Raw genomic sequence first — 13,037 nt, 5'->3', positions numbered from 1 at the left:
GGACCGACCTTGTGACCCCGCCTCACGCCCCCCGCGCAGAGGATGGGGTACCCACCTCAGACCCCGCCGAAGCGTGATCTGACCCGCGCCAACGATACGACAGCGGGGGTGTTTTGTCTGTCCGGAGCGTTGGTGCTGGTCCGGATCGGACGGGGGTGCCCGCGTCGTCGAGGCGCAGCCGGTGTTACGTCGAGCTTGCGTTAGGTTCCCGCGTCGGTGGCCTCTCCCTTCTTCGCGTCGTCATCGCCCCTGTTGTCGGTGGTCCGGTCCTCGCGGCGGCCGCCGGCCGGCACTTTCGACGGGGACTCGCTACGCGGTTCGTCGGGCAGGTCCAGGACCTCGCGCGGCTTGCGGATCACCAGCAGGCAGATCACCGCGCCGAGGAACACCAGCACGGAGACCACCACGTTGATCCGGATGTCGCCGAACACCCTGGTCGCCGGGTCCGAGCGCATCTGCTCGATCCAGAACCGGCCGGCGGTGTAGCCCGCGACGTAGAGCGCGAACGCCCGCCCGTGGCCCAGCCGGAACCTCCGGTCGGCCCACACCACCAGGCCGGCGACCAGCAGGTTCCATACCAACTCGTAGAGGAACGTGGGATGCACCACCGCGATCGGGGTGTGGTCCATCGCGACGCCGCCCAGCGGGTCGGGGATCGATGTCCCTGGCACCACCCTGGTGTAGATCTCCAGGCCCCAGGGCTGGGTGGTCGGGCCGCCGTAGAGCTCCTGGTTGAAGTAGTTGCCCAGCCGGCCGATGGCCTGCGCGGTGACGATCCCCGGGGCCACCGCGTCGGCCACGAACGGCAGCGGCAGCCCTCGGCGGCGGCAGCCGATCCAGGCCCCGACCGCGCCCAGCGCGATGGCGCCCCAGATGCCCAGCCCGCCCTGCCAGATCTTCAGCGCGTCGAGCGGATGCCCGCCGGGGCCGAAGTACGTCTCGTAGTCGGTGGCCACGTGGTAGAGCCGCCCGCCGACCAGGCCGAACGGGACCGCGTACACCGCGATGTCGAGCAGGGCGCCCGGTGGCCCGCCCCTGGCCACCAGTCGCCGGTCGCCCCAGTACACCGCGACGATGATGCCGGCGATGATGCACAGCGCGTAGGCGCGGATCGGGATCGGGCCGAGATGCCAGACGCCCTGGTCGGGGCTCGGGATGTTGGCCAGGAACCCGAGCGTCGAGGGGAACAGCACGCAGCCCACCGTACTAGGGCCCGGTGAACGGGGGCCGGCGGCCTGGTCAGACCGGCTGAGGTGTGTCTGAGGCCGCTTTTCGGATCCCGTCGGCGAGCTCGGCGGTCAGCCCGCGCAGCTCCGTTTCACCCTGCGTCGCGGCGCTGACCAGCGCGGACCCGACAATCACGGCGTCGGCGAAGCCGGCCACCTGGGCGGCCTGCTCCCCGGAGCGCACGCCGAGGCCCACCCCGATGGGCAGGTCGGTGTGCGGGCGACAGCGGGCGACCAGGTCGGCGGCGGCCGGTCCGACGGCGTCGCGGGCGCCGGTGACTCCCATCACGGACGCCGCGTACAGGAAGCCGCTGCCGGCCGCCGAGGTGCGGGCGATGCGCTCCTCGGTGGACGACGGCGCGACCAGGAAGATCCGGTCCAGCCCGTACCGCTCGGAGGCGGCCAGCCAGTCCTCGGCCTCGTCCGGGATCAGGTCGGGGGTGATCAGCCCGAGCCCGCCGGCGGCGGCCAGGTCGCGGGCGAACGCGTCCACGCCGTAGCGGAACACCGGGTTGTAGTACGTCATCACCACCGCCCGGCCACCGGCCGCGCTCACCCGCTCGACCACGGAGAACACGTCCCGGATCCGGGTGCCGGCGCGCAGCGCGGTCTCGGCGGCGGCCTGGATGGTCGGGCCGTCCAGCACCGGGTCGGAGTACGGCAGGCCGACCTCCACGAGGTCGGCGCCGGCGTCGATCACGGCGCGCAGCAGCCGCGCGGAGTCGTCCACCGTGGGGTAGCCGGCCGGCAGGTAGCCGACCAGCGCGGAGCGGCCCTCCTCGCGGCACCCGGCGAACATCGCGTCCAGCCCGCTCATGAGGGGTCCCCGTCGATCAGCTTGAACCACTTCGCGGCGGTGTCCACGTCCTTGTCCCCTCGCCCGGACAGGTTGATCAAGATGACCGCGTCCGGCCCCAGCTCCTGGCCCAGCCGCAGCGAGCCGGCCACCGCGTGCGCCGACTCGATGGCCGGGATGATGCCCTCGGTGCGCGACAGCAGGGCGAACGCGTCCATCGCCTCGGCGTCGGTGACCGGCCGGTACTCCGCCCGGCCCAGGTCCTTGAGCAGCGCGTGCTCCGGGCCGACGCCCGGGTAGTCCAGGCCGGCGGAGATGGAGTGCGACTCCTGGGTCTGGCCGTCGTCGTCCTGGAGCAGGTACGACATCGCGCCGTGCAGCGCGCCCGGGCTGCCCTCGGTCAGGGTGGCGCCGTGCCGGCCGGTCCGGATGCCGTCGCCGCCCGGCTCGAAGCCGACCAGCCGCACGTCCGGGTCGTCCAGGAACGCGTGGAACACGCCAATCGCGTTCGACCCGCCGCCCACGCAGGCGGTCACGGCGGTGGGCAGCCGGCCGCAGCGGTCCAGCACCTGCTCGCGGGCCTCCAGCCCGATCACCCGGTGGAAGTCGCGGACCATCACCGGGAACGGGTGCGGGCCGGCCACCGTGCCGAGCACGTAGTGGGTCTCGTCGACGTTGGTGACCCAGTCGCGCAGGGCCTCGTTGATGGCGTCCTTGAGGGTGCGCGAGCCGGTGGTCACCGGGATCACCTCGGCGCCGAGCAGCCGCATCCGGGCCACGTTCAGCGCCTGCCGCTCGGTGTCCACCTCGCCCATGTAGACGATGCACTCCAGGCCGAGCAGCGCGGCGGCGGTGGCGGTGGCCACGCCGTGCTGGCCGGCGCCGGTCTCGGCGATCACCCGGCGCTTGCCCATCCGCTTGGTCAGCAGCGCCTGGCCGAGCACGTTGTTGATCTTGTGCGAGCCGGTGTGGTTGAGGTCCTCGCGCTTGAGCAGCAGCCGGGCCCCGCCGGCGTGCTCGGCCAGGTTCGGCGCGTCGGTGAGCGGGGACGGGCGGCCGGCGTAGTCGCGCTGCAGGCGGTCCAGCTCGCCGAGGAAGTCCGGGTCGGTGCGGGCCTTCTCGTAGGACGCGGACAGCTCGTCCAGGGCGGCGATCAGCGCCTCGGGGACGAACCGCCCGCCGTAGCGCCCGAAGTGCCCGCGCTCGTCCGGCTCGTGCCCGCTGCGGTGCGCCACGCCGGTGCTGGCGGTGGTGGTGGTGAGGTTCCCGCGCGCGCTCATCGCCCCGCTCACCTCATCGCCCGCGAGCAGGAGGGGTGGAACCCGGCGGCGACCAGCTTGGTCACCGTGGCGCGGGGATCCTCGCTGGTCACCAGGCCCTCGCCGACCAGCACGGCGTCCGCGCCGAAGCCGGCGTAGGTGAGCAGGTCGCCCGGCCCGCGCACGCCGGACTCGGCGACCCTGAGCACCTCGCTGGGCAGCCCGGGCGCCAGCCGGCCGAACAGCGACCTGTCCACCTCCTGGGTGTGCAGGTTGCGCGAGTTCACCCCGATCAGGGAGGCGCCGGCCTCCAAGGCCCGGTCCGCCTCCTCCTCGTTGTGCACCTCGACCAACGCGGTCATGCCGAGCGACTCCACCCGGTCCAACAGTGACACCAACACGTTCTGCTCCAGCGCGGCGACGATCAACAAGACCAAGTCTGCCCCTGCCGCGCGGGCCTCGTGCACCTGGTAGGTCCCGATCACGAAATCCTTGCGCAGCACCGGCACGTCCACCGCCGCGCGCACGGCCTTCAGGTCCGCCAGCGAGCCGTTGAACCGGCGCTGCTCGGTGAGCACGCTGATCACCCTGGCGCCGCCGGCCGCGTACTGGGCGGCCAGCTCGGCGGGGTCGGGGATCGGCGCCAGCTCGCCGTGCGACGGGCTGGCCCGCTTCACCTCGGCGATCACCCCGATGCCGGGCTTGTGCAGCACGGCCATCGCGTCCCTGGGCGGTGGCGCGCTCAGCGAGGCCCGCTTGACTTCGTCGAAGCTGACCGCTGCCTCGCGCTGCGCCACGTCTTCCCGGACGCCTTCGAGGATCGACTCCAGGACGCTCACCGGCGACTCACTGCACCGGCCGGCGTACCCCCGCTGCCCTCACTCACGGAGAGGATCCCCCCTTTCGGGACCGACCCTGCGGGCCGGCAGTCGTGGACTTGGCTCCGAGGCGGACCTGAACCTTTGACGTCGCTGAGCATGCTAACTGCGCGTCGTCAGCGCGGGCGCCCAGGGTCCGTCCCAGGCCCCTCCTGGGTGGGGTCCTCCCCGGCATCCAGCGCTTCCCACCACTCAGTGTCGCGGTCACGGCGGCGCGCGGCGGCTCCCGGAGCGGAGTAGCGCGCGCCCATCCTGGGCATGGCGGTGGCCCACCAGACGGTCAGCACGCCCGCCGCGACCAGCACCGCCGAGGCGCCGAGCGCGAGCAGCGGCGCCGCCGTGGCCACCGGCGGCCCGGCGGGGACGGCGTCGGAGGGCACGTAGGCGAACCAGCCCGTCGACTCGTTGGCCAGGGAACTCGCGCTCTGCCATGCCGCCCACGCCCCGGCCAGCACCAGCACGAACCCGAGCAGCCGCCGTGCCCAGCCCCCGGTGGCCACCAGCGCGGCCACGGCGGCGAGCGCGAGCACCGCCACGGCCACCAGCTCGGGTCGGACCTCCGCGCCGGTGGTCTGGGTGCCGATCTCGCCGCGCAGCGGGCTCTGGAAGGTCTGGCGCAGCCACACCAGCCTGGTCGCCACCCACAGCCCGAGCGCGGCCACCGCGAGCGCCACCAGCGTCACGGCGAGCCGGCGCGGTGGTGTCATGTCCCGCCCGGCTGGGCGAGCGTCTCCGCGGTGGCAATGGCGGACAGCACGGCGCGCGCCTTGTTCAGGGTTTCGGTGTCCTCGGCGACCGGGTCGGAGTCGGCCACGATGCCGCCGCCGGCCTGCACGTAGGCGACGCCGTCGCGGACCAGGGCGGTGCGGATGGCGATGGCGGTGTCGGCGTCCCCGGCGAAGTCGAGGTAGCCCACGATGCCGCCGTAGAGCCCGCGCCGGGTCGGCTCCAGCTCCTCGATGATCTCCATGGCGCGCGGCTTGGGCGCCCCCGACAGGGTGCCGGCCGGGAAGCAGGCGGCCACCGCGTCGAACGCGTTGCGCCCCTCGGCGAGCCGGCCGGTCACCGTGGACACCAGGTGCATGACGTGGCTGTAGCGCTCCACCTGGAAGAAGTTGTGCACCTTCACCGTGCCCGGCTCGCACACCCGGCCCAGGTCGTTGCGCCCCAGGTCGACCAGCATGACGTGCTCGGCGCGTTCCTTCTCGTCGTGGCGCAGGTCCTTCTCCAGCAGCACGTCCTCCTCCTCGGTGGCACCGCGCCACCGGGTGCCGGCGATCGGGTGCGTGGTGGCCTGGCCGTCGCGGACGGTCACCAGGGCCTCCGGGCTGGAGCCGACGATGTCGAACCGCCGGCCGTCGGCGTCGGCCAGGCGCAGCAGGTACATGTACGGGCTCGGGTTGGTGGCGCGCAGCACCCGGTAGACGTCCAGCGAGTCCGCCGAGATCTCCGACTCGAACCGCTGCGAGACGACCACCTGGAACGCCTCGCCGGCCAGGATCTGCTCCTTGGCCGCGACCACGGCCGCGCAGTGCTCGTCCAGGCTGCGCCGCCGGGTGAAGCTCGGCTGCACGGGCCGGTAGACGGCCACCGTGGACGGGGCCGAGGCGCCGAGCTCCTCGGTCATCCGGTCCAGCCGCGCGACCGCGTCGTCGTAGGCGGCGTCCACCCGGTCCGGGGTGTTGTCCCAGTTCACCGCGTTCGCCAGCAGCGTCACGGTGCCTTCGTGGTGGTCCAGCGCGGCCAGGTCGGTGGCCAGCAGCATGACCAGGTCGGGCAGGCCCAGGTCGTCCTCGGTCTGGTCGGGCAGCCGCTCCAGCCGGCGCACGATGTCGTAGGCCAGGTACCCGACCATGCCGCCGGTCAGCGGCGGCAGCCCGGCCAGCGGCTCGGTGCGCAGCTCCTCGACGCACTGGCGCAGCGCCACCAGCGGGTCGCCCCCGGACGTCAGCCCGACCGGCGGGCTGCCCAGCCAGGTGGCCTCGCCGTTCACCTCGGTCAGGGTGGCCGCGCAGTGCGCGCCCACGAACGACCAGCGGGACCAGGACCTGCCGTTCTCCGCCGACTCCAGCAGGAACGTGCCGGGCCGGTCGGCGGCGAGCTTGCGGTAGAGCCCGATCGGCGTCTCGTCGTCGGCCAGCAGCCGGCGCGCCACCGGGATCACCCGGTGACCGTGCGCCAGCTCCCGGAACTCCTCCCGGCTCGGCGTCACCGCGCCCAGCGCCGAGGTCCCCGCATGCACCGAACTTGCCGTCATGTGGTCATTGTGCCGCTCACCCGGCAGGGCGCCGCCCCGGGCACGCCCATCGGTCGAGTGTCAGGATGAGGAGGTGAACCCGTCCGCCGTACCGAGCCACCCGGTGACCGAGACCGACACCGCCGCGCGCCGCCGGGGTCGTCGGCCGGCCGGGGAGGACACCAGGGGCGCGCTGCTGGCCGCCGCGCGCACGGAGTTCGCCGAGCGCGGCTACCAGGGCGCCAGGGTGCGCTCGATCGCGGCGGCCGCCGGGGTGGACGCGGCGATGGTCAACCACTGGTTCGGCGGCAAGAACGGCCTGTTCGTGGCCGCGCTGGACCTGCCGGTCAACCCGGAGATCATCCTGACCCGCGTGCTGGAAGGGGACCCGGACACCGCGGGCGAGCGGATCGTGCGCAACTTCATCGCGGTGTGGGACGCCAGCGGGGGCGGCGCGTTCGCGGCGCTGCTGCGCAGCGTGGCCACCCACGAGGCGGCGGCCCGCATGATGCGCGAGTTCGTGGTGAACGTGATCTTCCGCCGGTTGACCCATGCGCTGGGCCCCGACCAACCCGAGCTGCGGGCCTGCCTGTGCGGCTCACAGATGGTCGGCCTGGGCATGGCTCGCTACGTGGTCAAGCTGGACCCGCTGTCCACCGCCGACGCGGACACCCTGGCCGCCGCCATCGGCCCGAACCTGCAGCGCTACCTCACCGGCCCGCTGGGCTGACCACCCGGGCTCACCGGGAGATCCAGGCGCAGCGCGGCCAGCGCCTGGCGGGCGTCGTTCGCGGGGGTGCCCTCGGTGGTCAGCCACAGCGCGGCCCGCCACGCCGAGACCAGCACGGCGGCCAGCGCGACCCCGCCGCCGGAGATGCCGGCCAGCAGCTCGGCCACCGGGTCCGCTCCCGGGTCCGCGCGCCGGCCCGGGTGCGGCTCCGCGAGCAGCCGCGCCATGCCCTGCCCGCTCGCCCAGTCGAAGCCGACCAACAGCGCGGCCCGCACCGCGGCGGCCGGGCCGTCCTCGGCACGCGCCTGCGCCGCGCCCTCCATCCGGTCCAGCACCCGGCGCTCGACGTCGTCGCGCACCACCCGGTACAGGCCCTTCTTGCTGCCGAAGTGGTGGTACAGCGCGCCGGTGGTCACCCCGGCCGCGGTGGCCAGGTCGGTGACGGCGACGCCGGCGTAGCCGAGCGCGGCGAACTCGCGCACCGCGGCCAGCGCCAGGTCCCCCCGGGTCGATCCGGGAACGGGAACCCACTCACGCACGTTGGTGAGTATAGTCTGCTTACGGATGCCGTAACGACATTATGGGAGGTCAACGTGAAACTCGCCTTCATCACCATCCCCGTTCCGGACGTGGGGGCGGCGCTGGCGTTCTACCGGGACACGCTCGGCTGGGAGGAGGCGTGGCGGGAGGGCGACACCACCGTGGCCTTCCAGCTCCCGGGCACCGACGTCCAGCTCATGATCGACAAGATCACCGAGGAGGGCGCGCGCCCCGGCCCGACGTTCCTGGTGGACAGCGTGAAGGAGTTCCACGAGAGCTACCGCGACAAGATCACGTTCGCCGAGGCACCCCAGGAGATCCCGGGCGGCCACATGACCACCTTCCACGACCCGGCCGGCAACCCGGTGCACGTGCTGGACCAGTCCACCGCCTGACGCCGGCGTCGCATAGCTCGTGGCGGTGTCGCGCACGGTGGGGGGTGTGCGGCACCCCAGGTAGGTATGCGGCGAGCGATCAGTCCGCGAGCAGTACGTCGGCGTCGAAGCAGGTGCGGTCGCCGGTGTGGCAGGCGGCGCCGGTCTGGTCGACGACCAGCAGCACCGTGTCGCCGTCGCAGTCCAGCCTGACCTCGTGGACGTACTGGGTGTGCCCGGACGTCTCGCCCTTCACCCAGAGCCGCTGGCGGCTGCGGGAGAAGTAGGTGGCCTTGCGGGTGGTCAGGGTGCGGTGCAGCGCCTCGTCGTTCATCCAGGCGACCATGAGCACCTCGCCGCTGCCGCGCTGTTGGGCGACCGCGCAGACCAGCCCGTCCGGGTTGCGTTTCAGCCTGGCGGCGATCTGGGGGTCAAGGCTCATGTTTCCTCCTCGCGGCCGCCGCCGGCGGACCGGGCGCCGGTGACGGACTCGACGGCCGGCGCGTGGCCGTCATCCCGGTCGGGAGTGTCGGGCTCGTCGTCGCGCGCCTGCTCGTCGCTCGTGTCGTCGCCGCGGGCACCGGGCTGGTCACCGCCCGTGTCATCGGCCTGCTCGGCGGCGGTTGGGCCGCCGTCCACGTCGTCGGCCTTGGCAACTGTCAGGTCGCCGTCCGCGTCATGGCTCGGGTCGTCGGCTCGGTCGGCGGTCGGGTCGTCGGCTCGGTCGGCGGTCGGGTCATGGACACCCTCGTCGTCAGCCTCGTCGGCCGCGGCGACGGGGGCGGGGTCCGGCGCGGCGGGTGGCTGCTCCGGGGCTTCGGGCTCGTCGTCCAGTTCGTCCTCGTACTGCTCGCGCGAGCTGAGGGCGAACAGCAGCACCAGGCCGTACAGGTGCGCGGCGGCGAGCAGCCCCGACCAGCCTCGCATCCACCACGGCCCGCTGCGCAACAGCACGAGCACGTGCACCAGCGCGCCGAAGATGGCCAGCCCCTGGGCCACCGGCCGCACCGGGTACCAGCCGGTGAGCAGCGCGGCCGCGATGACCAGGTCGGCGCCGAGCAGGGCGAACGCGAGCGTGAGCAGGTCGCCTCGGGTCGCCCCGCTCCCGCCGAGCAGCCCGGCCACCGCCATGCCGACGAACACGGCGGCCCCGGCGACCAGCGCACCGGCCGCGAGGCGCTCGCGCGGCGACGCCGGAAAACGTTTCAACGGACCTCCACGAGAGCGGCGCGCAGCACGTCCTTCACCTCGCCGATGCGCAGCTGGCCGAAGTGGAAGACGCTGGCCGCGAGCACCGCGTCGGCGCCGGCTCGCACGGCGGGCACGAAGTGTGCCAGCTCGCCGGCACCACCGCTCGCGATGACCGGGACGTCCACCACGGCGCGCACCGCCGCGATCATCTCCAGGTCGAAGCCTGCGCGGGTGCCGTCCGCGTCCATCGAATTGAGCAGGATCTCCCCGACGCCCAGCTCCTGGCCCCGCGCGGCCCACTCGACGGCGTCGATGCCGGTGCCCCTGCGGCCGCCGTGGGTGGTGACCTCCCAGCCGGACGGGGTCGGCGCTCCGCCCTCGGGGCCCTCGGGCACCCGGCGGGCGTCCACCGAGAGCACGATGCACTGCGCGCCGAACCGCCTGCTGGCCTCCGCGAGCAGCTCGGGGCGGGCGATCGCGGCGGTGTTGATGCTGACCTTGTCCGCGCCGGCCCGCAGCAGCCGGTCCACGTCCTCGGTGGCGCGGATGCCGCCGCCCACGGTGAGCGGGATGAACACCTGCTCGGCGGTGCGGCGGACCACGTCGATCATGGTGGCCCGCTCCCCCGAGGACGCCGTGACGTCCAGGAAGGTCAGCTCGTCGGCGCCCTCGGCGTCGTACACCCTGGCCATCTCGACCGGGTCGCCCGCGTCCACCAGGTCGGCGAAGTTGACGCCCTTGACCACCCGCCCGGCGTCCACGTCCAGGCAGGGGATGACTCGCACCGCGACAGCCATACCGACCAGCCTAAACACCCCAACCCCCACGGCCGGCGCCGCCCGTGCCCAACCCGCCGTAGAGTGCCCCGGTGGACGAGATCGACCGCCTCGCCGCCGCCCCCTACCTGCTGGTGACCACGTTCCGGCGGGACGGCACCGCCGTGCCCACGCCGGTCTGGGCGGCCCGCGACGGCGACGGCCTGGTGATCTGGTCGGCCGCCGACGCCGGCAAGGTCAAGCGGATCCGCCGCGACGGCGCGGTGCGGCTCGCGCCATGCACCGCGCGCGGCCGCCCCACCGGCACCGAGGTGGCCGGCCACGCCCTGCTGCTCGATTCCGAGGGATCCGAGCGCGTCCGGCGGCTGATCGCGGCCCGGTACGGGCTGGTCGGCCGGGTCGCGATGCTGGGCAGCAGGCTGCGACGCGGCCCCACCGGCACCGTCGGCATCCGGATCACCGTGCCCGCCGGCCCCGGCACGAACTAGCGGCCGGCGGCGGCGCGAGCCGTTTTCATGATCATCAGGCCGTCAGGGTTGTTTTCGGCGTGTTATAGCAACCGTGGTGGCCTGATGATCACGGAAAGGAGCGGCCACGTGTGTGCTCGGACGCGCGACTCGGTGTGCTGAGACGCCCGACTCGCGGGCGGGGGGTTCGACCGGCACTCCTCGCGAGCGCGGAGGTCAGCGGCCGGCGGCGGGGACGGCGGCGCGGGCGTCCCAGGTGACCAGGCCGGCGAGGGCGGCCGGCAGGGGCTCGGTGTGCAGCACGCCGAGCCGCTGGGTGGCCCGGGTGAGCGCCACGTACAGCTCCGCCGCGCCGGCCCGCGAGCCGTCCAGCATCCGGCCGGGCTCGCACAGCAGCACCGCGTCGAACTCGAGGCCCTTGGCGTCGTACGGGGTGAGCACGGACACCCGGCGGTCCAGGCCGTCGAGCCGGGAGCGCAGCCGCAACGGCAGCGGCGTGCCCGGCGGCGCGATCACCGCGACGGTGCCCTCCCCCACCTCGTCGGCCAGCCGCGTCACCGCCGCCAGCACCGCGCCGGGCAGCTCGCCGTCGTCGACCGCGCCGGCCCACGGCGGCGAGCCGGTGCGGCGCACCGAGGTGGGCGGGCGCAGCGCCGGGTCGACCTCGGCGAGCACGTCGGCGGCGATGTCCATGATGTCGGCCGGGGTGCGGTAGTTGACGGTCAGCGCGCGGTAGGCCCAGCGCCCGGGTACGTGCTTGTCCAGCATGTCCGCCCAGGTCGGGGCGCCGGCCGGGGACTCGCGCTGGGCCAGGTCGCCGACGATCGTCATGGACTTGGTCGGGCAGCGGCGCATCAGCGCGCGCCAGTCCATCTCGGACAGCTCCTGCGCCTCGTCCACCACCACGTGGCCGTAGGCCCAGTTGCGGTCGGCGGCGGCGCGTTCGGCCAGCCCGCGCAGGTCTTGCTCCTGCTGGCGTTCGGCGAGCGCGTCGGCGGCCATCAGGTCGACGGCGCGCAGCACCTCCTCGTCGGGGTCCTCCTCGGTGTCCAGGATCTCCAGCACGCCCTCGGCGTAGTCGAGCTGTTCGACGGCCTCCTCGTCCTCGGCGGCCTCCTCGGTGCCGTCCGAGCCGAGCATGTCCACCGCCTCGTCCAGCAGCGGCACGTCGGAGACCGTCCAGGCGGAGCCGTCCGCGCGGTACAGCGCGTCGCGGTCGGCGGGCGGGAGCACGGCGGCCGCCGTCTCCAACCGCTCCCGGGAGCCGAGCAGGTCGGCGAGCAGGCGTTGCGGGGTGAGCATCGGCCACAGCCGGTCCAGCGCGTCGGCCAGCGCCTGGCTGCCGGACAGCTCGGCGCGCACGTCGGCTGTCAGGTTCTCGGCCAGGTTGTCCTCCTCGGTCGGCTCGCCGAACTCCTCGATGACCTGCTCGGCGATCGGGTCCGGCTGCTCGGGGTGCAGCCAGCCGGCGCCGATGCGCGCCACCGCGCGCACCGTCAGCGCCTCGATCACCTCGTTGTCGAACACCGCCCTGGCCTGGTTGTGCACCAGCCGGCTGGCCCGCGCGGCGTCCCTGGCGGCGCCGGCGAGCTCGGCGTCGAGCCACAGCGTGACGTCGTCCAGCGGGATCTCGATCGGCTCGTCGGGCAGCTCCTGGCGGTCCAGCACGGCGGCCTCCAGAACGTCCACCATCGCCTCGCCGCCCTTGACCCGGATGGCCTCCGGGGTGTCCCTGCGGCCGGTGCGGACCCCGGGCATCAGCCCGCCGAGCGTGGTGAACACGACGTCGGTCTCGCCCAGTGCGGGCAGCACGCCGCCGACGTAGTCCAGGAAACCGGGGTTCGGGCCGACCAGCAGCACGCCCCGCCGCGACATCCGCTCCCGGTGCTCGTAGAGCAGGTAGGCCACCCGGTGCAGGGCCACCGCCGTCTTGCCGGTGCCGGGGCCGCCCTCCACGACCACCACGCCGGTGGAGCCGAGCCGGATCACCTCGTCCTGGGCGGCCTGGATGGTGGCCACGATGTCGCGCATGCCGTCGGTGCGCGCCGCGTTCACCGCGGCCAGCAGCGCGGCGTCCGAACCGTCGGGCTCCAGCAGTGCCCCGTCGGCGAACCACTCGTCCTGGAAGTCGACCAGCGAACGGCCCCGGGTGCGGAAATGCCGGCGCCGGGAGATGCCCTCCGGATTCGCCCCGGTGGCGGTGTAAAATGGCCGCGCCACCGGCGCCCGCCAGTCGATCAACAACTGGCGAGAATCCGCGGCGTCATCTTCCGACAAACCGATCCGGCCGATGTGCAGCGGCCCGTCCCGCTCGGTGTCGATCCGCCCGAAGCACAGCCCGCTGTCCGCCACCCGCAGCCGACGCCGCCGGTCCGACCAGGTGTCCACCGCCGCGTCACGCAGCCAGCGCTCGTCCGGCCCGGTCGCCGTGCTGTCCGACAGCGCCGCGTCCAGCGCCTTGGACACCCATTTCCGCTCCGCGTCGAGCCGCGCATAAAGCCGGGCCACATAGGCCTGCTCGTCGCGCAGCTCGCGCTCGTGAGATGAGTTCGACAAGAATTCCC

14 protein-coding genes are annotated in these 13,037 nt (G+C 73.7%); 3 read left to right on the top strand and 11 right to left on the bottom strand.

Annotation, left to right across the window (positions count from 1 at the left end):
• Positions 1-200 precede the first annotated feature (200 nt).
• The 6 genes from lgt to N912_RS0133055 form a co-directional block, all read right to left on the bottom strand.
• Positions 201-1,193 carry a prolipoprotein diacylglyceryl transferase gene (gene lgt / locus N912_RS0133080; protein ID WP_028925775.1) on the bottom strand — a complete coding sequence of 331 codons (993 nt, stop codon included), beginning with the start codon at positions 1,191-1,193 and terminating at the stop codon, positions 201-203.
• Positions 1,194-1,239: 46 nt separating this feature from the next.
• Positions 1,240-2,043 carry a tryptophan synthase subunit alpha gene (trpA, locus tag N912_RS0133075; RefSeq protein ID WP_028925774.1) on the bottom strand — a complete coding sequence of 268 codons (804 nt, stop codon included), beginning with the start codon at positions 2,041-2,043 and terminating at the stop codon, positions 1,240-1,242.
• Positions 2,040-3,302 carry a tryptophan synthase subunit beta gene (gene trpB / locus N912_RS0133070; RefSeq protein WP_084211427.1) on the bottom strand — a complete coding sequence of 421 codons (1,263 nt, stop codon included), beginning with the start codon at positions 3,300-3,302 and terminating at the stop codon, positions 2,040-2,042. Before trpB ends, trpA begins: the two co-directional genes overlap by 4 nt.
• Positions 3,303-3,310: 8 nt before the next feature.
• Complete coding sequence (gene trpC, locus N912_RS0133065; RefSeq protein WP_028925772.1) at positions 3,311-4,120, bottom strand: indole-3-glycerol phosphate synthase TrpC; 810 nt, start codon at positions 4,118-4,120, stop codon at positions 3,311-3,313.
• Positions 4,121-4,275: 155 nt separating this feature from the next.
• On the bottom strand, positions 4,276-4,866 hold the full coding sequence (locus tag N912_RS0133060) for a Trp biosynthesis-associated membrane protein (protein WP_028925771.1): 591 nt from the start codon (positions 4,864-4,866) through the stop codon (positions 4,276-4,278).
• A complete protein-coding gene (locus N912_RS0133055) occupies positions 4,863-6,416 on the bottom strand; it encodes an anthranilate synthase component I (RefSeq protein ID WP_051581145.1) in 1,554 nt (517 codons plus the stop codon). The genes N912_RS0133060 and N912_RS0133055 overlap by 4 nt, the downstream gene beginning before the upstream one ends.
• 103 nt (positions 6,417-6,519) lie before the next feature.
• Between N912_RS0133055 and N912_RS0133050 the strand changes: the two genes are divergently transcribed.
• Positions 6,520-7,125 carry a TetR/AcrR family transcriptional regulator gene (locus tag N912_RS0133050; RefSeq protein ID WP_028925769.1) on the top strand — a complete coding sequence of 202 codons (606 nt, stop codon included), beginning with the start codon at positions 6,520-6,522 and terminating at the stop codon, positions 7,123-7,125.
• Here the strand turns inward: N912_RS0133050 and N912_RS56230 are convergent.
• Positions 7,101-7,664 (bottom strand): TetR/AcrR family transcriptional regulator, encoded by a 564-nt coding sequence (locus N912_RS56230; protein ID WP_037067864.1) that lies wholly within the window; start codon positions 7,662-7,664, stop codon positions 7,101-7,103. The two genes, N912_RS0133050 and N912_RS56230, sit on opposite strands and share 25 nt — an antisense overlap.
• Positions 7,665-7,718: 54 nt before the next feature.
• Here N912_RS56230 and N912_RS64690 point away from each other — a divergent pair, with 54 nt between their 5' ends.
• Positions 7,719-8,060, top strand: coding sequence for a VOC family protein (locus N912_RS64690; RefSeq protein ID WP_028925768.1), 342 nt, complete (start codon positions 7,719-7,721; stop codon positions 8,058-8,060).
• A gap of 79 nt (positions 8,061-8,139) precedes the next feature.
• Here N912_RS64690 and hisI read toward each other — a convergent pair whose 3' ends face one another.
• Genes hisI through hisF form a run of 3 tightly spaced genes read right to left on the bottom strand, consistent with a single transcriptional unit; the run spans position 8,140 to position 10,027 of the window.
• A complete protein-coding gene (gene hisI, locus N912_RS0133035) occupies positions 8,140-8,481 on the bottom strand; it encodes a phosphoribosyl-AMP cyclohydrolase (protein ID WP_028925767.1) in 342 nt (113 codons plus the stop codon).
• The gene (locus tag N912_RS0133030) at positions 8,478-9,248 is read right to left on the bottom strand and encodes a hypothetical protein (RefSeq protein WP_028925766.1); all 771 of its coding nucleotides are present in this window, start codon (positions 9,246-9,248) and stop codon (positions 8,478-8,480) included. Before N912_RS0133030 ends, hisI begins: the two co-directional genes overlap by 4 nt.
• On the bottom strand, positions 9,245-10,027 hold the full coding sequence (gene hisF / locus N912_RS0133025; protein ID WP_028925765.1) for an imidazole glycerol phosphate synthase subunit HisF: 783 nt from the start codon (positions 10,025-10,027) through the stop codon (positions 9,245-9,247). The genes N912_RS0133030 and hisF overlap by 4 nt, the downstream gene beginning before the upstream one ends.
• 71 nt (positions 10,028-10,098) lie before the next feature.
• On the opposite strand from hisF, the gene N912_RS0133020 reads away from it, so the two are divergent.
• A complete protein-coding gene (locus tag N912_RS0133020; protein WP_028925764.1) occupies positions 10,099-10,494 on the top strand; it encodes a PPOX class F420-dependent oxidoreductase in 396 nt (131 codons plus the stop codon).
• Between the two features lie 195 nt (positions 10,495-10,689).
• On the opposite strand, the gene N912_RS0133015 is transcribed toward N912_RS0133020, so the two are convergent.
• Positions 10,690-13,029 carry a UvrD-helicase domain-containing protein gene (locus N912_RS0133015; protein WP_028925763.1) on the bottom strand — a complete coding sequence of 780 codons (2,340 nt, stop codon included), beginning with the start codon at positions 13,027-13,029 and terminating at the stop codon, positions 10,690-10,692.
• Between the last annotated feature and the right edge of the window lie 8 nt (positions 13,030-13,037).

Origin of the sequence: Actinospineispora acaciae DSM 45401, assembly GCF_000620785.1 — a bacterium.
Taxonomy (GTDB): domain Bacteria; phylum Actinomycetota; class Actinomycetes; order Mycobacteriales; family Pseudonocardiaceae; genus Pseudonocardia; species Pseudonocardia acaciae.
The sequence above is the reverse complement of the archived record's forward strand: the minus strand, read 5'-3'. Positions and strand labels throughout refer to the sequence as shown.

Bases quoted from the DNA above. Each gene is read 5' to 3' on its own strand.
- trpA (WP_028925774.1), bottom strand. From the start codon at position 2,043: ATGAGCGGGCTGGACGCGATGTTCGCCGGGTGCCGCGAGGAGGGCCGC.
- trpB (WP_084211427.1), bottom strand. From the start codon at position 3,302: ATGAGCGCGCGCGGGAACCTCACCACCACCACCGCCAGCACCGGCGTG.
- N912_RS0133060 (WP_028925771.1), bottom strand. From the start codon at position 4,866: ATGACACCACCGCGCCGGCTCGCCGTGACGCTGGTGGCGCTCGCGGTG.
- N912_RS0133055 (WP_051581145.1), bottom strand. From the start codon at position 6,416: ATGACGGCAAGTTCGGTGCATGCGGGGACCTCGGCGCTGGGCGCGGTG.
- hisI (WP_028925767.1), bottom strand. From the start codon at position 8,481: ATGAGCCTTGACCCCCAGATCGCCGCCAGGCTGAAACGCAACCCGGAC.
- hisF (WP_028925765.1), bottom strand. From the start codon at position 10,027: ATGGCTGTCGCGGTGCGAGTCATCCCCTGCCTGGACGTGGACGCCGGG.